Annotated in this window: 25 protein-coding genes and 1 riboswitch; of the genes, 18 read left to right on the forward strand and 7 right to left on the reverse strand. The window is 33.4% G+C overall.

Annotated elements, in window-relative coordinates; translation table 11 throughout:
* Positions 1-39: 39 nt before the first annotated feature.
* A riboswitch (cobalamin riboswitch) is annotated at positions 40-227 on the reverse strand.
* Between the two features lie 223 nt (positions 228-450).
* Together AC0IXC_RS11830 and AC0IXC_RS11835 are read right to left on the reverse strand one after the other, a co-directional pair.
* A complete protein-coding gene (locus AC0IXC_RS11830; RefSeq protein ID WP_002128898.1) occupies positions 451-1008 on the reverse strand; it encodes a PadR family transcriptional regulator in 558 nt (185 codons plus the stop codon).
* Between the two features lie 91 nt (positions 1009-1099).
* Entirely contained in the window at positions 1100-2641 is a 1542-nt protein-coding gene (locus AC0IXC_RS11835) for an MDR family MFS transporter (protein WP_002014821.1), read from the reverse strand.
* A 551-nt stretch (positions 2642-3192) separates the two neighbouring features.
* On the opposite strand from AC0IXC_RS11835, the gene AC0IXC_RS11840 reads away from it, so the two are divergent.
* Entirely contained in the window at positions 3193-3693 is a 501-nt protein-coding gene (locus AC0IXC_RS11840; RefSeq protein ID WP_002033821.1) for a hypothetical protein, read from the forward strand.
* 31 nt (positions 3694-3724) lie between these two features.
* Here the strand turns inward: AC0IXC_RS11840 and AC0IXC_RS11845 are convergent, their stop codons facing one another.
* The gene (locus AC0IXC_RS11845; RefSeq protein ID WP_002014824.1) at positions 3725-3958 is read right to left on the reverse strand and encodes a phage holin; all 234 of its coding nucleotides are present in this window, start codon (positions 3956-3958) and stop codon (positions 3725-3727) included.
* Between the two features lie 162 nt (positions 3959-4120).
* On the opposite strand from AC0IXC_RS11845, the gene AC0IXC_RS11850 reads away from it, so the two are divergent.
* Together AC0IXC_RS11850 and AC0IXC_RS11855 are read left to right on the forward strand one after the other, a co-directional pair.
* Entirely contained in the window at positions 4121-4774 is a 654-nt protein-coding gene (locus tag AC0IXC_RS11850; protein ID WP_215590131.1) for a diguanylate cyclase domain-containing protein, read from the forward strand.
* Positions 4775-5324: 550 nt separating this feature from the next.
* Positions 5325-5987 (forward strand): YkyA family protein, encoded by a 663-nt coding sequence (locus tag AC0IXC_RS11855; protein ID WP_002014826.1) that lies wholly within the window; start codon positions 5325-5327, stop codon positions 5985-5987.
* A gap of 32 nt (positions 5988-6019) precedes the next feature.
* On the opposite strand, the gene AC0IXC_RS11860 is transcribed toward AC0IXC_RS11855, so the two are convergent.
* Positions 6020-6478 (reverse strand): YkyB family protein, encoded by a 459-nt coding sequence (locus tag AC0IXC_RS11860; protein WP_215590130.1) that lies wholly within the window; start codon positions 6476-6478, stop codon positions 6020-6022.
* A gap of 141 nt (positions 6479-6619) precedes the next feature.
* On the opposite strand from AC0IXC_RS11860, the gene AC0IXC_RS11865 reads away from it, so the two are divergent.
* Entirely contained in the window at positions 6620-8194 is a 1575-nt protein-coding gene (locus AC0IXC_RS11865) for a Ppx/GppA family phosphatase (RefSeq protein WP_044442827.1), read from the forward strand.
* Positions 8195-8302: 108 nt separating this feature from the next.
* Positions 8303-10411 (forward strand): polyphosphate kinase, encoded by a 2109-nt coding sequence (locus AC0IXC_RS11870; protein WP_002014829.1) that lies wholly within the window; start codon positions 8303-8305, stop codon positions 10409-10411.
* Positions 10412-10577: 166 nt separating this feature from the next.
* On the opposite strand, the gene AC0IXC_RS11875 is transcribed toward AC0IXC_RS11870, so the two are convergent.
* The gene (locus AC0IXC_RS11875; protein WP_002014830.1) at positions 10578-10814 is read right to left on the reverse strand and encodes a hypothetical protein; all 237 of its coding nucleotides are present in this window, start codon (positions 10812-10814) and stop codon (positions 10578-10580) included.
* 97 nt (positions 10815-10911) lie between these two features.
* On the reverse strand, positions 10912-11769 hold the full coding sequence (locus tag AC0IXC_RS11880) for a metallophosphoesterase (RefSeq protein WP_215590129.1): 858 nt from the start codon (positions 11767-11769) through the stop codon (positions 10912-10914).
* Positions 11770-11964: 195 nt separating this feature from the next.
* Here AC0IXC_RS11880 and fadH point away from each other — a divergent pair, with 195 nt between their 5' ends.
* The 3 genes from fadH to AC0IXC_RS11895 all read left to right on the forward strand — a co-directional run bounded on the left by fadH (position 11965) and on the right by AC0IXC_RS11895 (position 14875).
* Positions 11965-12729, forward strand: a complete 765-nt coding sequence (gene fadH, locus AC0IXC_RS11885) for a 2,4-dienoyl-CoA reductase (RefSeq protein ID WP_002142976.1) — start codon at positions 11965-11967, stop codon at positions 12727-12729.
* Positions 12730-12985: 256 nt separating this feature from the next.
* Positions 12986-14203 (forward strand): EAL domain-containing protein, encoded by a 1218-nt coding sequence (locus AC0IXC_RS11890; RefSeq protein WP_002033827.1) that lies wholly within the window; start codon positions 12986-12988, stop codon positions 14201-14203.
* 183 nt (positions 14204-14386) lie between these two features.
* Positions 14387-14875 carry a DUF3993 domain-containing protein gene (locus AC0IXC_RS11895; RefSeq protein WP_002014834.1) on the forward strand — a complete coding sequence of 163 codons (489 nt, stop codon included), beginning with the start codon at positions 14387-14389 and terminating at the stop codon, positions 14873-14875.
* 25 nt (positions 14876-14900) lie between these two features.
* On the opposite strand, the gene AC0IXC_RS11900 is transcribed toward AC0IXC_RS11895, so the two are convergent.
* A complete protein-coding gene (locus tag AC0IXC_RS11900; RefSeq protein WP_002014835.1) occupies positions 14901-15137 on the reverse strand; it encodes a glutaredoxin domain-containing protein in 237 nt (78 codons plus the stop codon).
* A 232-nt stretch (positions 15138-15369) separates the two neighbouring features.
* Between AC0IXC_RS11900 and AC0IXC_RS11905 the strand changes: the two genes are divergently transcribed.
* The 10 genes from AC0IXC_RS11905 to AC0IXC_RS11950 all read left to right on the forward strand — a co-directional run bounded on the left by AC0IXC_RS11905 (position 15370) and on the right by AC0IXC_RS11950 (position 22403).
* The gene (locus tag AC0IXC_RS11905; RefSeq protein ID WP_000055151.1) at positions 15370-15606 is read left to right on the forward strand and encodes a YkuJ family protein; all 237 of its coding nucleotides are present in this window, start codon (positions 15370-15372) and stop codon (positions 15604-15606) included.
* Between the two features lie 185 nt (positions 15607-15791).
* Positions 15792-15941 (forward strand): hypothetical protein, encoded by a 150-nt coding sequence (locus AC0IXC_RS11910; RefSeq protein ID WP_002033828.1) that lies wholly within the window; start codon positions 15792-15794, stop codon positions 15939-15941.
* Between the two features lie 74 nt (positions 15942-16015).
* Positions 16016-16534 carry a ribonuclease H-like YkuK family protein gene (locus AC0IXC_RS11915; protein ID WP_002033829.1) on the forward strand — a complete coding sequence of 173 codons (519 nt, stop codon included), beginning with the start codon at positions 16016-16018 and terminating at the stop codon, positions 16532-16534.
* 127 nt (positions 16535-16661) lie between these two features.
* Positions 16662-16853 (forward strand): antirepressor AbbA, encoded by a 192-nt coding sequence (gene abbA, locus AC0IXC_RS11920; RefSeq protein ID WP_002145987.1) that lies wholly within the window; start codon positions 16662-16664, stop codon positions 16851-16853.
* A gap of 169 nt (positions 16854-17022) precedes the next feature.
* Entirely contained in the window at positions 17023-17466 is a 444-nt protein-coding gene (cbpB, locus tag AC0IXC_RS11925; protein ID WP_002014839.1) for a cyclic-di-AMP-binding protein CbpB, read from the forward strand.
* A gap of 177 nt (positions 17467-17643) precedes the next feature.
* Positions 17644-18528, forward strand: a complete 885-nt coding sequence (locus tag AC0IXC_RS11930) for a LysR family transcriptional regulator (RefSeq protein WP_002014840.1) — start codon at positions 17644-17646, stop codon at positions 18526-18528.
* A gap of 71 nt (positions 18529-18599) precedes the next feature.
* On the forward strand, positions 18600-19322 hold the full coding sequence (gene dapD, locus AC0IXC_RS11935; RefSeq protein WP_002014841.1) for a 2,3,4,5-tetrahydropyridine-2,6-dicarboxylate N-acetyltransferase: 723 nt from the start codon (positions 18600-18602) through the stop codon (positions 19320-19322).
* Between the two features lie 61 nt (positions 19323-19383).
* Positions 19384-20514 carry an N-acetyldiaminopimelate deacetylase gene (locus AC0IXC_RS11940; protein WP_002033831.1) on the forward strand — a complete coding sequence of 377 codons (1131 nt, stop codon included), beginning with the start codon at positions 19384-19386 and terminating at the stop codon, positions 20512-20514.
* A gap of 273 nt (positions 20515-20787) precedes the next feature.
* Positions 20788-21654 carry a hypothetical protein gene (locus tag AC0IXC_RS11945; protein ID WP_002014843.1) on the forward strand — a complete coding sequence of 289 codons (867 nt, stop codon included), beginning with the start codon at positions 20788-20790 and terminating at the stop codon, positions 21652-21654.
* 83 nt (positions 21655-21737) lie between these two features.
* Positions 21738-22403 carry a potassium channel family protein gene (locus AC0IXC_RS11950; RefSeq protein ID WP_000504033.1) on the forward strand — a complete coding sequence of 222 codons (666 nt, stop codon included), beginning with the start codon at positions 21738-21740 and terminating at the stop codon, positions 22401-22403.
* Positions 22404-22434: the final 31 nt, after the last annotated feature.

The raw sequence follows: 22434 nt of genomic DNA on the forward strand, positions 1-22434 counted from the left end.
CTTTTTGTTCTTAACACCTCATCATCATCCGTGAGTCTATCAGTGTTGTTAAAATAGGCAGGTATCCTGACTTATGCTTCATATAATTTCTTTCACCTTCCCGTTTTCACAGTGGCACAAAAAAGAAATCTCAGCATTTACAGTGGCGGGACCGTGTTGGAGTTTCACCAAACTTCCCTTTTAAACACGAAGTGAAATATTCGTGTACCTATTTTCCTTTTGAAAGGAATTTAACAAGCGATATGATATTGAAACAAATTCTAACACAATTTTCGGAATTTTGTCCACTGTTTTAAAATAAGAAAATTCTAAAGTTTTTTATTTCTTTTTATTCGGAAAATTAAGTTTTTTTGATGTTTATTTATTATTAAAATGAGGGTGTTTTGAGTTGCGAGGAATAATTATAGTGTTAAGTTTTTCTAAAAGAGGAGGCACCTCTTTTAGAAAAACTTAATCATTATCTACACCTATTTCTGAAAGACGACCTGCAGTTGCATCTTGTAAGAGCGTGTTTAGCCAACGTAATTCAACATTAATATGCTCAATGACGCTTTGTAGAATATATAGTTGAGCACGAGGAACTAGTTGTTTATTATGATCGTATATCGTTTGCATTGTATGTAAATAGAGCATTGTATCATCTCTCTTTTTTTTCAAAATAGGAACTAGAGCTTGTTCGTCGCTAAAGTGAGCGAAAGAGAGCGCTGAATAAATAGGTTTATATATTTGGTTTTTCGCTTCAAATTGTTTTAATAATAAGGTGTGGAAAAGGGCTTTTCCTTCCTCTGTTATATGGAAGATTGTTTTATCTGGTCTATTCGTATCTCTAACAATATTGGTAATGCTAATCGCACCTTGTTTTTCTAATTGCTCGAAGGCGTAGTATAGCGATCCCTTGGCATATTTAATATAACAATCCATTTGTCTTTCTTTCATTATGTGCTGCACTTCATAGGGATGTTTATCTCCTTCGAGTAACAAGCCGAGAATGACTAACTTCATGCTCATGCTGTCTCAACTCCTGTATATAGAAACTTTATATATATTATAAACGGTATATCCTCTTTCATAAAGGGATATACCGTTTCGTTTTTCTATATTAGCTTACTTGTTTTTGTTTTTGCTTTGTTTTTGGTCCTGTTAAAAGACGTTCATTTCCCATAAGTAAAATACAAATTATACTTAGCGTAGCTGGGATAAGTGCCCAGAAAAATGTATTAGCAATAGATGTTGCAAGAGCCTCTTTAATTCCGCTCAGTACTTCAGGAGGTAGCTTTTCAGTAGCGTTTGGTGATAATAAAAAGCTTGTGTCTCCACCTTTAGGAGCCATTTTTTCTAGTTCAGGAGGGAAGACTGCTTTTAATTTATCAGTGAAAACATGATTTTGAATCGTACCGAAAATCGTGACGCCAAGGGTCATTCCAAGTGAACGGAAGAATGAGTTCGTGGATGTAGCAGAACCGCGATCTCTCATTTCTAGTTTGTGGATAGATGCCATACTTAAAACTGAGAAGGAGAATCCAACTCCAAGTCCAGCAAGCACCATAAACATTGTTACGAGTGTACGAGGTGTTTCCATAGTTAAAGTACTTAGTAAATAAATACCAAGAACGAAGAAAACTCCAGATACTGTCATGATGTTACGATAACTTGTTCGTGAAGCTAATTGTCCACCAGTTTGACTTCCGATTACAGATCCTACCATCATAGGTGTCAAAATTAATCCAGCATTTGAGGCTGAACCACCGAGAACACCTTGAACGAAGATTGGAATATAAACTGTACAGATGATAAAAGCTGCGCCATAGAAAAAGGCAACACCTTGGCTAGCTGCAAATAAAGGTTTTTTAAATAAATGGAAAGAAATAATAGGCTCGGTTGCGTTTCTTTCTACGAAGAAGAAAATAATAAGCAGAATAACAACAGTGGAAAATAAACCAATAATCACATTAGAGTCCCATGCATATTCTTTACCACCAAGTTCTAAAGCAAACATTAAGCAAACGATACTAATGACAAGCGTAATAGCACCAGCCCAGTCAATTTTTTGTTTTCGATATTCTAGAGACTCGCTATAGTATTTAGTAATGAAGAAGAAGGAAATAAGTCCTAACGGAATATTAATATAGAAGACCCAGTGCCAACTTATATAATCTGTAATGTAAGCACCTAATAAAGGTCCGAAAACACTAGATGTTCCGAAAACAGCACCAAATAGTCCGGTCATTTTTCCTCGTTTTTCAGGCGGGAATATATCATACATAATTGTAAATGCGATAGGCATAAGAGCGCCGCCACCAATTCCTTGAATGGCTCTATAAATACTTAGTTGTTCAATACTTGATGCTGTCCCGCAAAGTGCAGAACCAAATAAGAAGAGAATTAATCCGCCAATAAAAAAGCGTTTCCGTCCGTACATATCAGACAGCTTACCGAAAATAGGCATTCCGGCCATTGTTGCTACCATGTAGGCGGATGTGACCCAAACGAATTTGTCGAACCCTCCTAAGTCTCCGACAATCGTTGCCATCGCAGTTGCGACGATTGTGTTATCCATTGCTGCCATTAGAATACCAAGTAGTAAACCAGCAACAACAAATTTTGTTTTACTTGAATCGTTTTTTGATAGTTGTGCTTCCAAAAGTAGTCCTCCTTTAATAAAAATTAAACTAACTTAAGTTTTTTAGTGCAATGCATAAAAAAACTTTATGTACAGTTTGTATCGTTCCTCTTCATTTAATAAAAAATTGCACTGACATGATATAAAGGATGGAAATCATAAATTATATTATAGTCAAATTTGACTAAAAGGCAAATGTTTTCTACCGCCAAATTATTTTATGCTGCTTTAACTGCCCGTTAAAGCCCGATTGGTAAAAGCTAATAATCAGTGGGTGATGGACAACCCCCCCACTGATTAAAGTTTCACTTTATTATATTGACCAAAAGAGAGTAAGAATTTATTTTGTTATGTAGTCAAGGAAGGAAATTGTAAAAAATATTTAATAAAGTATAACCTGTGTCAACCTATTAAAAATGGTTTTTTCTTTATATTGTCGAATAGGATAAAAGGAAAAGAAAAATTTAATATGATTTGTAACAAGCTAAATATTTTTTCTAAGTGTAGTTCATTGCATCGAGAGGCAGAATACAGTTGTATAGATGATATATCTGGAATGAGGTGAATATATTATGAAAATATGGAAACGAATTTCGGATCAAGGAAGGTATTCTATACCGTTACAGCCGGTTTTGTGGATTGATGGTTCTAAAAAGGACACGGAAGCATCCGATGTAGCAGTCACATTGCAAATCCGTAGTATGTATAAAGAAAAATTTTCGTATGAGATGATCTATGATGTTAATGACATACTAATTATTCGACTTGAAGTTGAAAATAAAGGCGTTGAAATGATTTCGCGAGTAGTTGTAAGTCATATGATTCGTGATTATTTCGCGTATATCCCAAACTCTTTAAAAGCAGATAAGGGAATAAGTGAGTTTTTATTTCAGCTTGTAAGGTGGCGAATCGATAATTTATCACCGAATGAAAAGGTAGAATTAATTTGTCAAATAAAAGCAAATAAAGATAAAGCTCCTCCCAATTCATTATTTCAGGCTACATATACATTTCAATATAAAGGTGTATCATATGGACCGCTACAAACAAATGAAGTGGTTGTCAGAAAATGATAAGAAGGAACCTGTGCGAAAGGTTCCTTCTTTAATGAAGATTGTGCTTCTTGAGTAATTTCTTTTGTTCCACTCCCTTTTTTCCAATATAGTTATTTTTGTATCCAAAATATAGAATGAATAGAAATGAAATAACATTTACTATAGCGTCAATTTGATCGTTTGTAATGAAGTTTATTCCGAAAGAGTTAAATAGTAATTTTAATGATAACAAAAAGCCAGCTAGTAAGCGCATAATATCTAATAGATTTTCTTTTTGAGGCATATAGGTCACTCCTTCCTAAAAACGATATATAGTATATATATGAAATAAAATAGAAAAGGTATACAAGCTTAAGTAGAAATGTACATTAAATATGTACATTTTTTATTTTATAGAAAAACATTATTGTTATAGAAACATATATTGGTATAAAAGGGGGAGAGTATGAAACATAAAGGGAAAATTAGTGGATTATTACTTGGGAACACAGTTGCGGTTACAGAATGGATTGCACTTCAGGATGTAATTGCTAAGCTAGATTCGAGATCATTTTTAACCGTCTTTATTATTTATATATTGCAAATGATACTAAGCTATTATTTTGGACATTGGTACGATAAAAGAACGAATACGCGTGTAAATATTGAAGTAGGAGGAATGACGAATAACGATTTTGTCGTTGATTTTTTTGGAAAAGTAGCTGCTTTATCAGAAAGAGATTCTCGTAATATTACAGTGTATATTCTTTCCGTAAAAGAATGGGATGTATTAAAAGACACAGTGCAAGAAAAAAAGTTAGATGAGCTAGTCCGAAGAGTAGAACGTACAATTGTAAAGACAGTTCGAAAAGGCGATGTAGTTACGAGGTGGGATGAAAATAAATATGTTATCGTAGCTGTTGATAATGGCTATGAAAAGTCAACAATAACAAGTAGATTAATCAAAAATATTCAAAATGAAATAGCGAATGATTTATTAAGTGTCACACTATTATTTGGGGCTGCAAGTTATCCTATAGAAGGGAAAACTTTTGAAGATTTGTTTAGAAAGGCACAAAATCAATTGTATAATTATAGAAACTTGCAAAGTCATGAATGAAACTTTGATTTAAAGAAGTATGATATAAAGATTTTTTGTAACATTTTTTTGTCTTTTGTTACAAGAAAACTTTTTTTTGTAACAAAAGTCTTTAAAAATATATGAAATCAGCATATAATTGTGTGTGGATGTGTCAATGCATTTTGCACAATGTTTTCAGTTTAAAAGTGTAGAGGAAAACATGCTCTACACTTTTCCTTTTTAAGAAATTAAAAGAATCTTTGTAAGAGTTGCGAGGTCCCCTTTGCACTATGTAAAATGGACAAAGAGGTTATTTGATAGAAAGTGAGAAAGGGAATGATAGACGTGAGAGGTCAACGATCATCTTTTATCAGGTGAAACATTATAGTGTTTCTTGCAGTAGGTAAGATTAAGGAAAATACCTTTATGTTTTAAGACATTACATAATTTTAAGTACGAAAATTGTACAAGCAGTATAAATAATTATTGATGATCTTCGTAAAAAGATGCGAGCGTGAAATAGCTAACGAAGTTACATGTTTTTCATGGGATTTTTGGCACGATGGTCGTTTATTAATAGGGGGAAAAGATGTTGAAATATAATAAATTAGCAATTGTAACTGCATTATCAATGACTTTACTAGCTGGTTGTTTTGGCCCAAAACCAGAAGAGGAGCTATATGTTGCATTTGAAAATGCTGCCAAGCAAGAAAAAACAATGTTTGAAGATGCGAAAAAATTAGAGTCATTAGAGAAAGAGGGTCAAGTATTATATAATCAAATTGTCCAAGAAGGAAAAGATAATAATCAGGCTGTTAAGGATAAGCTTGATCAAGCGGTGAAAAATACAGCTGAACGAGAAAAAGTTCTTATTAAAGAAAAAGAGGCGTTAAATAAAGCGCAAGAAGAAGTGAAGTCAGCTGATAAGCATGTGAAGAAAATTGAAGATAATAAATTAAAAGAACAGGCTGATAAAGTAAAGAGTACTTATGAGAAACGACATGATTCATTCCAAAAGATGTACGATAGCTATAATAAATCTTTAAAGCAAGAAAAAGAATTATATACAATGCTACAAGATAAAGGTACAAAATTAAAAGATATTAGCGAGAAAGTAAAGGTAGTAAACCAAGCATATAAAGATATTGAGACAGAAAAAGATAAGTTTAATGAATATACGAAATCATATAATACAGAAAAAGTTGCATTCTATAAACAAGCTAATATTAAAATTAAGGAAGATAAAAAATAAAACAGTTTGGCCTAATATTAGGCCAAACTGTTTTATTTTTTTGTATAGGTACGGCTATACCATGGAACTGGTTCGCTTAATTTTTTTTCCTGTTTTAATGCTTCAGGACCAATATAATCTTGAAGTGTTTTTTTTGCTATTGTTAAAGATAAGGTTGTTTTCGGATTTCGATAGGAGGATTCAAGGTGACCAAGATGCGGTAGGGTGCGAAAATCATCTTTCGTAGGAGGGATATGGAAAAAATAATCACCTAAACGTATAAGAACATCGGATTGTTGTTGACTAAAACGTGGATTTCTAGAAAAATGTAATCCTTCTTTGATAGCCTTTTTTTCAGTAATTAAGCGTTCTAAAGCAGCCTTTTTTAACCAATATAAGTACTTAGGGTTAGTTGCAGCTTTAGCATGACGATTCACAACGAAAATAGATTGAGCTAGTCTATTAATAGAATGTTGATTATGCAATGGAGATTGTGGTTGTGAAGGTTTCATATTGACTCTCCTTTCAATTTTTCCTTATTATAGCATAAATAAAATGGGTTTTTATTATATGCAAAAAGTAATTGTATATATTTTCAATATTAAAGCAATATTGTTACAAAAAACAACTATTTTGTATAATAGTGATAGAATATGTTTCAGAAATTTGATAATGAAAGAGTGAGAAGTTTGAAAGAAATATTAAAATTACAATATGCCATTATAGATATTGGATCTAATACAATGCGTTTAGTTATTTATGAAAAGCAAAATGGAGGTTTTTATAAAGAAATTGAAAATACGAAAGTGGTTGCTCGGTTAAGAAATTATTTAATCGATGGTGTTTTGAATGAAGAAGGTAAAGAAGTATTGTTACAAACATTATTTCAATTTCAAGAAAGTACAAAATTCCATCAGTTGCATCATGTACTTTGTGTTGCAACGGCAACAATTAGACAGGCTGAGAATCAAGAGGAGATTAAAAAACTTGTTGAAGGACAAACAGACTTTACTCTTAGAGTATTATCAGAATATGAGGAAGCACGTTACGGCTATTTAGCAGTTATGAATTCTACTTCGTTTTCGGAAGGAATAACAGTAGATATTGGTGGCGGAAGTACGGAAGTTACATATATTAAAAATAGAGAGATTTTAGAGTACCATAGTTTTCCTTTTGGTGCGCTTTCTTTAAAACATCTATTTATTAAAGGTGATATTCCTACTAAAGATGAATTAGAGGAAATTCGAGAGTATTTAGAGTGTCAATTTCGAACGTTACCATGGTTAATTGATAAGAAATTGCCTCTTATTGCAATTGGTGGTAGTGCGAGAAACTTAGCGAAAATCCACCAAAATTTAACAAACTATCCTATAGCGGGAGTACATTTATACAAAATGAAAGAAGAAGATATTGAAAATGTAAAAGGTGCATTGGAAAAACAATCGTTTATCGAACTTCAGAAAATGGAAGGATTGGCAAAAGATCGAGCTGATACAATTATTCCAGCGGTTGAAGTATTTCATAAGCTTGTAAATATTATAGAAGCAACGGCATTTGTATTAAGCAAAAAAGGATTAAGAGAAGGTGTTTTCTATGAAGAGTTGACGAAAGATTTAGGGATTTCATATTATCCGAATGTAGTTGAAGAAAGCTTACATTTGTTATCACACGAATATGAAATGGATATGGAATTTGTCATTCAACTTATTAAACATGGAAGATTGATTTGTAAACAACTCGAAGAAATGGGACTGATTTCTGTTTCAATAAAAGACTGGGAAGCATTCCATCAAGCAGCGAAAGTATTTAATATTGGAAAATATATAGACGAAGAAGCGAGTCGTTTACACACGTTTTATTTATTGGCAAATAAAACAATTGACGGCATGATGCATAAAGATCGAGTGAGGTTAGCGCTTATTGCATCTTATAAATCAAAAATGCTATTTAAACAACATTTATCTCCATTTGAAGGTTGGTTTGATAAAAGCGAACAAAAAAAAATCCGCCTATTAGGCGCTGTTTTACAATTTTCAGCTGCTTTAAATGTAAGACAAAGATCGCTTGTTGATACGATATCCATAACAGAAAATAAAGAAGGATTAACGTTTAGAATTTTATGTGAGCAATCGGCATTAGCGGAAAAAGTACAAGCTGAAAAACAAAAAAAGCAGCTAGAAAGAGTATTGAAAACAAATATTCACTTATCATTTGAATCAAAACGTTAAGTTGTACGGATGTCTTTACAGAAAATTAACACTTTGGAATATTGTAATTTGATAAAATGAAAGTAACTAAATTATAGTGAAAAAGTTTCAAAGGGAAGTGTGAAGAGAATGGAATTGCTAAAGGGGAATTTAGTAAATTTAAATGATACAGCGTATTATAATAATCGTGAATTAAGCTGGCTAGCATTTAATGAACGTGTACTACAAGAAGCGCAAGATGAAAATAATCCACTATTAGAAAGACTAAAGTTTATTAGTATTTTTAGTTCGAATTTAGATGAATTTTTTATGGTGCGCGTAGCAGGTTTGAAAGATCAAGTAAGTGCGGGATTTAATCAGCCAGAAAATAAAGCAGGTTTAACACCAAAGAAACAGTTAAATAAGATTGCGATAAAATCGCATGAGTTAATGACTGTGCAGTATGAAACGTTTAAAAATTATGTATTGCCAGCGCTTGAACTAGAGGGGATTGAGCGTTTAACATTCCATGATTTGACGAAAGAGCAAAGGGAATTTATCGAGGAGTATTTTGATGAACAAATATTTCCGGTTTTAACCCCTGTATCTATTGATGCGTATCGTCCATTTCCAATGTTATTAAATAAAAGTTTGAATTTAGCTACTATTTTATATGATGAGCAACAGGCTGAGGAAGAAAATCGTACGAAGTTAGGAATTGTACAAGTGCCTTCATTACTGGAGCGTTTCATATTTTTACCGAGTGAAGGGCAAAAACATAAATTTATTTTATTAGAAGATGTAATTAGTGGTTTTACTCATAAACTATTCACAGGATATAACGTATCGCCTGTTACTCGTTTCCGTATTACACGTAATGCGGATTTAACGATCCATGAAGAAGGTGCACGCGATTTATTAAAAGTAATTGAAAAAGAATTGAAAAAGCGTAAGTGGGGAGCTGCCGTTCGTTTAGAAGTTGGTAAAGAACACATTGATGAAAGAGTGTTAGCGTTATTGTATGATGTGTTAGAAGTAAAAGATGAAGATGTGTACATGATGGATGGACCGTTAGATTTAACATGTTTATTCTCCTTATATAAAAAATTAGCGCCTTTATATGAACATCTAGTATATCCGGCTCTTATTCCTCAACCTCCTCAAGATTTAGGTGATGAGGAAGATGTATTTGAAAAAGCGATAGAACATGATATTTTATTACACCATCCCTTTGAGTCGTTTCAGCCAGTCGTTGATTTTGTCCGTGATGCGGCAGATGACTCGAATGTACTTGCGATTAAACAAACATTATATCGTGTAAGTGGAGATTCTCCAATAATTCAGGCGCTGAAGGTAGCAGCTGAAAAAGGAAAACAAGTGACGGTATTGGTTGAGTTAAAGGCAAGGTTTGATGAAGAGAATAATGTTCATTGGGCTAAAGAATTGGAACAGGCCGGATGTCACGTTATTTACGGAGTAAGTCACTTGAAAACGCATAGTAAAATTACGTTAGTTGTAAGAAGAAGAAACGGAAAAATTGAAAGGTTTGTACATCTTGGAACCGGAAATTATAATGATGCAACAGCGAAGTTGTATACCGATTTTGGATATATTACATCGCGAAAAGACTTTGGTGTAGATGCAACAAATTTCTTTAATTATTTGAGTGGTTATACAAAAAAACCGCATTTTCATCATTTATCTGTTGCCCCGTTTGATATAAGAGAGCAGTTTATGGAGTTAATAGATGAGGAAATCCGTTATCATAGACAATATGGAAATGGATATATTATCGCTAAAATGAATTCGTTAACAGATAAACCGTTAATAAAAAAAATGTATGAAGCATCACAAGCTGGGGTAAGGGTAGAGCTCATCGTTAGAGGGACATGTTGTTTAAGACCTGGGATTCCAAATGTAAGTGAAAATATTCGTGTAGTTAGTGTTGTTGGAAGATATTTAGAACATAGTCGTATTTATTATTTCCATCATAATGGAGATGAAAAAATATATTTATCTTCAGCTGATTTGATGACGCGAAATATGGAAAAACGAGTAGAAATATCCTTCCCAATTTTAGATATTGAAATGAAAGCGAGAATAAAGGCAATTTTACAGCTGGTTTTAGCTGATAATGTGAAAACACGTGAACAAAATAAAGATGGTGACTATTATTATATAATTAATAGTAGTATAGAAGAAATTGATAGCCAAGTGAATTTATTTAAGATGGCGTATCAAAATACAGACGCTGAATAGTGTGAAAAAAGTAAAAACCTCTTATTGAATTTAAGAGGTTTTTACTTTTTTTCTCTACTCATATATTCTCAAAATGGAAGGATGAGTAGAGAGAATAGTTTTTATTATAGGCGTGTGATGAGTCGGTTCGTTGAGAGAAAAACATTAGAAGAATGGTTGGTTTAAATTAATAATAGTATGGTTGTTGACAAGGCCCTCCGTAACAAGGAAAAGGTGCTGGTGGTGGGAAAGGCGGTGGATAAGGCGGATAAAACGGTCTAGGCCCGAAAGCTAATGCTCCGCCTAGCAGTCCGCCAGCAATTCCAGCTAGAAATGGAACACCGAAAAATGGAAAGAAGCGTGAGTCGCCTGCTGGGCCAAAAGGTGCTGAACGAACTGGGATCGGTTGATAATATGGATACATGAACAAACCTCCTTTACTGGACTCATTTTTATCATATGGTGGACCAAGCGTGGATGAGCGAGTACAAGGAAGGATATGTAAGGAAATAGGCGAATTGTTACGAATGTTGTAGGATGAAGAGTGTAATTTCAGGTTTTGACATAAAGCGGAATGGGACACGTGTTCTTCCAATACCTCGATTGACATAGAGAGTCAAACCTTGAATGTTATAGAAACCTTCAATATATTCTTTTGCAAGCGACGGGGTAATAATAGCACCTAAAAAAGGAATTTGTACTTGTCCGCCATGGCTATGACCAGAAAGTTGAAGATTGATTGGATATGTAGCGATTTGTGGCGCGATATCTGGTTCGTGAACGAGAACAATTGTATAAATATTTTGTTTTGCATGTTGTAAAGTTTCCGCTATTTTTGGTTTACCCAGTAGCATATCATCGAGTCCGAAAATAGAAATTTCACTATTATCCAGTAAACGAATTCGCTTTTCGCTATTTTGCAAAAGTTCAAATCCAGATTCGCGCATGATGTGATCATAGTATTCAGTTCCATATCCGCCATGGTCGTGGTTACCATAAATAGAAAATTTACCGAAGGGTGCCTGTATATTCTTTAAAATGGATGCAACAAAAGAAGCCTCGGTATATGTTTGGTAATCATCAATGAGATCACCAGTAAAAAGGACAATATCTGGCTTTTCAGCATTAATCTTGGAAACGATTTGAGATAAATGTTGGAGAGAGAAATAGTATCCTAGATGTAAATCGCTAAATTGAAGGATCTTCATACCATGAAAACCTTTTGGTATGAGTGGTGATTTAAGTGTGTGTTGCGTAAAAGAAAGCAAATAGGGCTCTATATATTTAGCATAATAATAGCCGATGCTTGCGGTTATAAATGAACATAGACAAGTGCGCATTCCAGATTTTAAAAAATTTCTTCTTGTAATTTTCTTCATATACAGGTTACTCGAACCTCCCTTCAGTTTTTTAAAAATATATTTTAAATACTAAAAAAGTAGTATAGATTACGAAAAAAATGAACGAAAAGAAACCTCTTTACGTTAAAATATCAGAAAAATTGAAAAATATAAAGATTTCTATCAAATAAAGTGATAAAATGAATGTGTATTCATTTTTTGGAGGGGATGTATGTGAAAGAGAAGGTAGTTATTATAACAGGTGGATCAAGTGGAATGGGAAAAGGGATGGCGATACGTTTTGCGAAAGAAGGGGCACGTGTTGTTATTACAGGGCGTACAAAAGAAAAGCTAGAAGAAGCAAAGTTAGAAATTGAACAGTTTCCAGGCCAAGTATTATCTGTACAAATGGATGTACGAAATACTGATGATATTCAAAAAATGATTGAACATATTGATGAGAAGTTTGGACGAATTGATATTTTAATAAATAATGCAGCTGGAAACTTTATTTGTCCAGCAGAGGACTTATCTGTGAATGGCTGGAATTCGGTAATTAATATTGTATTAAATGGTACATTTTATTGTAGTCAGGCTATTGGGAAATATTGGATTGAAAAAGGTATAAAAGGAAATATTATTAACATGGTGGCAACTTATGCATGGGATGCAGGCCCAGGGGTTATCCATTCGGCAGCAGCTAAAGCTGGTGTATTAGCGATGACAAAAACTCTTGCTGTTGAGTGGGGACGTAAATATGGAATACGAGTTAACGCTATCGCACCAGGACCAATTGAACGTACAGGTGGTGCCGATAAATTATGGATTTCAGAAGAAATGGCTAAGCGTACAATACAAAGTGTCCCACTTGGTAGGCTGGGGACACCAGAAGAAATTGCGGGTCTAGCTTATTATTTATGTTCAGATGAAGCTGCATACATAAATGGAACTTGTATGACAATGGATGGTGGCCAGCATTTGCATCAATATCCATTTTAAAAGGGATGAAAAAAACGAATGATTTATTCATTTCTTTGTGGTAAAATATGACGAAATTGTGACACTTAAAAGAAATGTGTTTACAAGAGGGGATATATACGTTATATTTAAGACCTCTTTTTTCTTCATAGTAGAATTGCTAATTCCCCTTAGCATTTTACCCCTCTAATCCCTTCAGGAAAACTGAAGGGATTTTTTATTATTTTTCCGTAAATATCGTGTTATAATTTTTGAAAAGTAAAGGGAGGGAAGCACGTTGATAGATGCATTAGATGTAATGAGTAACTTGGATAAAGTCCTTCCTTATTATCAAGCTATTTTTAGTGCTGATGAGCATACAATAATTGGATATGAAGTTGTAGGACGAATTCAAACAGAAGAGGGCATACAAAGTTTAGCATCTTTCTTCCATGATGATTCTATTCCGAGTGAGTTCCAACTTGAAGCGGATAACATCATCGTAGAAAAAGCGTTAAATAGGTATTTAGAAACGGATCAAAAATTATTATTATTTATACATCGGAATGCTAATGTATTAATGAATGATGAAGATGAAAGTTTACTTCAACTTTTGCTGATGTATGAAGAACAAGGTTTGAACTTACAACGCATTGTTCTGGAAATAACAGAACATGAATGTAAAGAAGATATAGAACAATTTAATCATTTACTCATGTATTATCGTACATATGGTATTCAAATTTCGATTAATAAAGTCGGAACGGGTACAAGTAATTTAGAGCGTATTAGCGTGTTAGCACCGGATATTTTAAAAGTAGATTTAACAAATTTAAGGCAAACTGCACTTTTACAATCTTATCAAGATATTTTATATTCCTTATCTTTACTTGCTAGAAGAATTGGTGCGACATTGTTATATGAAGAAATTGATGCTTTTTATCAACTACAATATGCTTGGAAAAACGGTGGTAGGTATTATCAAGGTAATTATTTGAAAGAATGTTTACCTGATTTTATTGAAACGAATGTTTTAAAAGAGCGACTTGGTAATGAATGTCATCAATTTATTCTGCATGAGAAGAAGAAGTTGCAAAAAATTTATAATTTAACAGAGATGTTACGTGATCGAATTGGTGATGTTCTGTCAAAACAAAAAAAGAATGAAGATATAAATGATTGGTTATTACAATTTAGCCAAAGCATATCACAATATAGTTTTCGGATATTTATTTGTAATGAAGATGGTTTTCAACAATCGGGTAATATTATGAAAAAAGATGGTGGATGGATCATTATGCCAGAGTATTATATGAAGAACTGGAGCTGGCGCCCGTATTTTCTAGAAAATATAATGAAAATGCGTTTTGAGAATAAGGCAAGACTTTCAGATTTATATGCTGATATCGAAACTGGTGAAATGGTACGAACATTTTCATTCCCGATTGATGATGAAAACTTTTTATTTATAGATTTATCGTACGAATATTTATATGAAGAAGATGTTTTATTTTAATGCACGAAGAGATTCGTGTATTTTTTTGTTTGTTTTTATCATAAATTGGTAATAGTGAACATGATGATGAAAATGCTGTCTATCGTTGTAAAGATTTTACGAACGAAATCATCCCTTTCTTTGCATAATCATTGTTACAATGAATACTACAAAGACAAGCTCTTTTAAAAGGAAGGTGAAAAAATGAAGAAATATGGAATATGGTTTGTTCTATTTATATGTGTTGCCTTTCTAGTTGGCTATAGTGTCACAACTGTTTTAGGAAAAGAAGAAGTGAAAGTGGATCGGAAAGAAGTGTTTACAACGATACAAAAAGGTTATGAGACGCAATTTTCAATCCGCGGGAAGCAAATACCTATGAATAAGATGATAGAGACGTTATCACCATATTTTACAAATAATTTCCTTCAAGTTTTTACAGATGAAAACAGTAGAAATGAAAAACAAAGTGGTGAATATTTACTTCCAGCAAAAGAAGCTCCGTTTTCTTTTAATTCAGAAACAAAAATGTCTTATGATGAAGAACATAAAAATTTATATGTCTATGAGCGGACAAAGAGTGGACAATATCAAATTGTGACATTGCAAAAGGATAATGGAAAATGGAAATTAGCAGGGTATCATGAAAGTCAGGAACTATTGACTGAAATAAAAAGGTTACAACAATTATGAGAATAGGAATAGGTGTTGCCTATTCCTATTCTATACCGAGTAGCTGTTGCAATTTTTCAATTTGAAAACCTGCCACAACTTCTTCGTCAATTACAACTGTTGGAGTTGAATAGGATTCATAGTCATATAAAAGACGATTGCGTGCAGCAGCGTCTTTTTTTATGTCAAATTCTTCATATACAACGTTATTATGTTTTAAAAATTCTTTTACAATGGTACAAGGCGGACAATCAGGTTGTGTATAAACCTCAATTTTTTTCATTGTAATTCCTCCCTTTTTCTGTTGTTTATTATATTCTGCCAGTATAAAAAGCGCAATAAAGAAGTAAAAAGATGATCTTTCATCTTTTTACTTCTTATTTCGACAAATTTTAGTTGAGTTTCTGGCCAAGAACCTTTATCCTAGATTGTGGAACGTTTTTTCTGTTATGACGGATAGAATGAGTATAGCTGTAAAACCTATTGGTAGGAAGATCAGAGAAAGGAGAGATTTCATGTCTCTACTCCAAGGAATTTTAACTCGACTTGTTAGTCTACAAGAACAAGCTGAAAGCGGTGAAGTAGCACAACGCTATTTTGAAGTGAACGGTGAGCGCAAATGTAGCGTGAAATTTTTCGATAAAAGTGAAATGTATGAGTTAGAAGTGTATCAACAAGGTGAAAAACCTCAAGTGTATCAATTCGATAACATCGATATGGTTGCAATTGAGATTTACGATATCATTTCTTGATACATATAAAAAAGGTACTGCCAAATGGCGGTACCTTTTTTAGTTATATTAATTAATGGGCTATATAGGTAGTAGAAGTTGTAATTTAAGTCGCGATTAAATAAAAGAGTTTTTACAAATGTATATGTATAGGAATTTTTTATTTTTCCTACAATGATAGTAAATATTAATAGGAGGTGCAAAGGATGGAACGCTTACCGATTGTTATTTGTCCTAATTGTCACAGTCATGCTGAAATTAATCACGTATTAACCGCCCAGTCTAATCAAAATGTAATATATACATGTAGATTTTGTAATTATGTAATTCGAAATATTGAAACGAATAAAGGGTAGTAAGTTATAATTTTTGTTTTTGTCCCATACAATGAGAATACGAAAAGTCTGTCTAATTGAAAGGACGTGACTATGTGGACGGTGAGCATACATTTTATAATGTTTCAGAGAGACATTTGAATTTTGATATGGTATTTAACCGTATTTGTAGTTTCATTGAAAAGGATCCGCGAAATTTATATCGATTATCTATTGGGACAGACTCACAAGCGCATCAAAAGGATACGAGGTTTATTACAGCGATACATATTCATCGTGTTGGAAAAGGAGCATGGGGATGTTTGCATCATAAATCAGTGAAAAATAAACCAGCAACGTTGCGAGAGAAAATATATTTAGAAACACAGTTTAGTCAAGAAATCGCCTATCTATTTACTCCCAATCATATACAAGCGATATGGGATTTATTGCACCCATACGCTCAAGATGGAGCAGGATTCATAATGGAAATTCATTTAGATATCGGGAATGATGGTTTAACAAAAGAATTTATTTTAGATATGACGATGAAAATTCAAGCAATGGGATTAACAGCAAAAATTAAACCAGATGCTTATGCGGCATTTAGTTATGCAAACAGATATACGAAATAATGTGAAATGATGTCTATATATTCGCAGTCGTTAAGTATTTCTAACAAAAACTGAATATTACATCTGTTAAATAGACTGAAAAATTTATATAATGAGAGTGATGATGCGAGTGCAAGGAGAGGAGCATATGGAAAAGGAATTTGTTTTAACAAGAGAAGAAGAAAATTTATTGTTGGATATTCTGTTTCAGCAAAATTACGCGAGCGAAATTTTAGCGGTGGAGCTTACAGACATTGAGAATGGTTTAAAACAGACAGATGTGACGCAATATAAAAAAATCACAAGATTGTTTTACCGATTAAAAAATAAAGGGTATTAAGCACTACCGGAATGGTAGTCTTTTTTTTATGTTATATGCTAAAATAGTTATGTATTTTTATTTTTATTAGAAGAATGTCAGGACAAAATAATAATATGAAAACGCTATCATAAAATGTGAATAGGATCGGAGAATATTAGCAGGAAAAAGGGAAAATGGGGGATGTAACATGATTAGTATTCCGAAAGACGAGTTTCAACAAATTCTTGTGAAGGATTTAATGATTTCATCAGATAAAGTAGCACATGTACAAATAGGGAATGGTCTAGAACATGCTTTACTCGTTCTTGTGAAATCTGGATATTCGGCGATTCCTGTTTTAGACCCTATGTATAAACTACATGGGTTAATTAGTACTGCTATGATTTTAGATGGTATTTTAGGATTAGAGCGCATTGAGTTTGAAAGACTTGAGAATATGAAAGTGGAACAAGTGATGAAGGAAGAGATTCCAGTTCTTACGTTAGAAGATTCTTTTGCAAAAGCTTTAGAAATGACAATTGATCATCCTTTTATTTGCGCTGTCAATGAAGAAGGTTACTTCGAGGGTATTTTAACACGGCGGGCTATTTTAAAATTGTTGAATAAAAAAGTGAGACAGCATAATCGATAACGTAGGGAAAGTGACTTCACAGAAAAGGCGAAGTCACTTTTTTTCGTGCATATCAGTTGTGTATGTATTATATTTAAAAAGACATAAAGCATAAGAAAAGTTTGAACTAACAAACCGTTCTAATGTATAAAAGTATGCAATTAAATTAAGGATGAAATACTTATTAAAATTAGGTGTATGGAAGCTAAGGAAAGAGGGAGAAAGTTGCAAATTGATGATTTTCAAATGATGGTTGTGTTAGCTCAGGAATCAAATATGAGAAAAGCGGCGGAACGTTTATTTGTTTCCCAACCTGCGCTTAGTCAACGATTACAATCTATGGAGAAACAATGGGGAATGAAATTTTTTATTCGTTCACAAAAAGGATTAACAATTACACCTGAAGGGGAAAAAGTTGCAAATTATGCAAAAGAAATGTTACAACGGGAAGAGGGTATTAAAAGTGAACTGGCTCTTTTTAGAACCGAAACATACGGTACGTTAAAAATAGCTGTTGCATCAGTCATTGGGCAATATTGGCTTCCACCTGTTTTGAAAAAGTTTGTGCATAAGTATCCTTCTGTGAAGATATCTCTGTTTACTGGCTGGAGTAGTGAAGTGCAAAAGCAATTTTATGAAGGAGACGTTCATGTTGCTATACTGAGAGGATCACAAGAATACAAAGGGCAGAAACAACAATTATTTGAAGATGAATTATATTTAGTTGATAAAGAAATAAAAGATATTTCGATGTTAAAAGAGACAAATAGACCATTTATTCAATTTAAAAGTGATTCGACCTACTATGGACAAATACAAAATTGGTGGTATGGATTATTTTCAAATCCACCTAAGCGAACGATTGTAGTTGACCAAATTGAAACGTGCAAACAGCTTGTTTTAAATGGAATAGGTTATGCTCTTTTACCTTCGACTGTTTTAAAAGAAGTGCAGGAAAATATGTATAAAACACCTGTTCAATTAACGAGAGAAACATGGTTATTGACGAGTGACTCGGCAAGGCAGTTGAAGCAAGTACAAGCATTTTTAGAAATTATAGAAGAAATTCAAATGGAAAAATAAGATTATTGTCTTGCTACTCGCTCTATCGTTTGGTAGAGTAACATTATAAATGGATTTAGGAGGCAACAAGAATGAAAATGATGGACGCTAACGAAATTATTTCGTTTATTCAAAACAGTGAAAAGAAAACTCCTGTAAAGGTATACATAAAAGGGGATTTAAAAGAGGTAACATTCCCTGAAACAGTACAAGCATTTGTAAATAAAAAATCTGGTGTATTATTCGGAGAATGGTCTGAAATTAAGACAATTCTTGATGAAAATAACAAGCACATTGTTGACTATGTAGTTGAGAATGACCGTCGTAATTCTGCAATTCCAATGCTTGATTTAAAAGGTATTAAAGCTCGTATTGAGCCAGGCGCGATTATTCGTGACCATGTAGAAATTGGTGACAACGCTGTTATCATGATGAATGCAACAATTAACATTGGTGCTGTAATTGGTGAAGGTACTATGATCGACATGAACGCAGTGCTTGGTGGACGTGCAACAGTTGGTAAGAACTGTCACGTAGGTGCAGGTGCTGTACTTGCCGGTGTTATTGAGCCACCTTCTGCAAAACCAGTTATCGTTGAAGATGATGTTGTAATTGGTGCAAATGTAGTTGTTCTAGAAGGCGTTACAGTAGGTAAAGGTGCAGTTGTAGCAGCAGGAGCTGTTGTAACAGAAGATGTGCCTCCATATACAGTTGTTGCGGGAACTCCGGCACGTGTAATTAAAGAAATTGATGAGAAGACAAAAGCAAAAACTGAAATTAAACAAGAGCTTCGTCAATTAAACCCAGAGAAATAAAAAATAAAAAGCGTAAGAGCATGAATGTGCTCTTACGCTTTTTATAGATAGAGGTGCAAAAATGACAGTAAGCAAATTTGTCCAAGTTCGTAGAGATTTACATAAAATTCCGGAGATCGGATTTAAAGAGTGGAAAACACAACAGTATATTTTAGATTATATAGGAACGCTTCCTAATGAATATTTGGAAGTGAAAACATGGAAAACAGGTGTAATTGTTAAAGTAAATGGAAAAAATCCAGAAAAAATAATAGGTTATCGTGCAGATATAGACGGTCTACCAATTACAGAGGAAACTGGATATGAATTCTCTTCTGTCCATGAAGGAATGATGCATGCATGTGGACATGATTTGCATGCAACAATCGGTTTAGGACTTCTAACAGCGGCTGTAAGCGAAAGAATAGATGATGATCTTGTGTTTATATTCCAACCAGCTGAAGAAGGTCCAGGTGGTGCACTTCCTATGTTAGAAAGCGATGAGTTAAAAGAATGGAAGCCTAATATGATTCTTGGACTTCATATTGCGCCTGAATACTCTGTGGGAACAATTGCGACAAAAGAAGGTTTATTATTTGCGAATACATCAGAGCTATACGTTGATTTAAAAGGAAAAGGTGGACATGCTGCATATCCGCATACAGCAAATGATATGATTGTTGCAGCGAGTCATCTCGTTACACAACTTCAATCAGTTATTAGTCGTAATGTGAACCCTCTTGACAGTGCGGTAATTACAATTGGGAAAATTACAGGTGGTACAGTTCAAAACATTATCGCAGAAAAATCTCGTTTAGAAGGAACAATTCGAACGCTATCAGTGGAATCAATGAAACGTGTTAAAAGCCGAATTGAGGCAATTGTTGCGGGAATAGAAGCTTCTTTTCAATGTGAAGCTGTTATTGACTACGGAGCGATGTATCATCAAGTGTATAACCATGAGGAGCTAACGAGAGAGTTTATGCAATTTACACGTGAACAAACGACTATGGACGTAATTACGTGTACGGAGGCAATGACAGGTGAAGACTTTGGTTATATGCTTCGAGAGATACCTGGATTTATGTTTTGGCTTGGAGTAAATTCAGAATATGGTTTACATCATGCGAAATTAAAACCAGACGAAGAGGTTATTGAGAAAGCAATTGTATTTTTAAATCAATATGTGAAGTGGAAGGGAAATAGAAAGTGAACTTACTCGCTAATTGTGCAATAGTTTAGAGTGGGGACTTCTTAGTTCAGAGACGAAAACATCTTTCGTATTCGTTAGTGTTAGACATCTTCATACAAATGAGTAAAGTTAAATTTGACGTCTTAATAATGAGCAGGGGGTTTTTAGCCACTGCTCATTATTAATTATTGCTAATAGGGAAGATAATTATTTAACTACCCTATATATGTTTACTTTTAGTATGAAAAGTGTGTAAAATCAATGTGATACATAGAAAAAAGGGTGGGGAATTACGTGCAAATTAGCAGTGCGATTTTATGTTTCGTCTTATATGCATATGTTATTATTGCGGCGGTTTATTTTGGGATAAGTTTTTACGCCTATCGTTTAGCAAATAATAGTGAATATGAAGAAACATACAAATGGGTGAAAAGATATTTGTCACCTGTACTAGAAATTATGAATGGATTTGTTCTTTTTTTATTTATTGGATTAATTGCTTTCTCAACGAGTTTAGTAGGGAATAAGACTACGTTATTTGTACTAGGTATCATTATTTTTATGCTATTAGGAATTCGGATTGGTAATACGGTGTTTTGGAACGAAAGAAAAATAGATGGTTGGACAGGGATGTTTATTCCATGTATGTTAGCTGCAATTGTGACGAATATAGAACATGAATATTATCAATTACATTTTTGGCTTATCATTGTTTTAACAATCCTCTCTGTTTTGTATATAAGTACTGTCGTGCTAACATACATCGCAAATGAAAAAGGAGATGCAAAAGGTGCGCACTTCTTTAGAGGGCGTGCATTATTATGGAGTGTGCCGACGATGGCAGTTATAGGAATTATTGCGATATTAGTAAATGGATATCAATTTACTAATTGGCAATTGTTTTTAGAAACTTGGTGGATCTTCATTGTTTCGCTTGTAGCTTTTTTAGGCGCAACACATTATTTATTTCATCAACATCATTACATATTGGCACTGTTATTCGCATTTACACAACTTTTATTTGCTTTTTTCGGACAAGAAACGCTATTGTTCGTTTTTGAAACATTTAGTTCATTTGGAAATATATTTGTATTTGGTATGTTAATTTTCGGTATCGCGTTTTATTTACAACAGTATTTTTATATGCAAAAACAAAAATAAGAAGTATATACAGGTTTTTGTAGCGAATTTAAAGTATGTTACAATAAAAGTACATAGTATTTGATGTTATTGGAGGAATTCCTGTGGGCGAAAAAGAGAAAGAATTTGCTGTTATTGGGCTTGGCCGTTTTGGTGGAAGTATTTGCCGTGAATTAGCTCAATTAGGTATGGAAGTAATGGCAATTGACTCAGATGAGGATAAAATTAATGAGTTTGCAAATATAGCTTCGCATGCTGTAATTGCAGATTCAACAGATGAGATGGTATTAAAAAGTCTTGGTATTCGTAATTTTGATCATGTAGTCGTTGCTATTGGAGATAATTTGAATTCAAGTATTTTAACAACGTTAATTTTGAAAGAATTAGGTGTGAAAAATATTACTGTAAAAGCTCAAAATGACTATCATGAAAAAGTGTTAAGTAAAATAGGGGCAGATCATATTGTGCATCCAGAACGAGATATGGGAAAAAGGATTGCTAATAATATCGCATCAAGTAATGTGTTAGATTACCTAGAGCTTTCAGATGAGCATAGTATTGTAGAGATTATCGCAAATAAAAAAATTGATGGGCACTCTTTAATTGAATTAGATATTCGTGCGAAGTTTGGTTTGAACATTGTAGCAATTAAACGTGGGAAAGAAGTTATCGTATCTCCTCGAGCTACAGAAAACGTTCAGGCGGGAGATATATTAATTGTAATTGGTCATGACGATGAAGTAGATCGTTTTAAGCATTTTTTAAGATAAGAGAAAAGGACAATGCCGAGGAGGCATTGTC

Source organism: Bacillus sp. AC266, assembly GCF_979253805.1.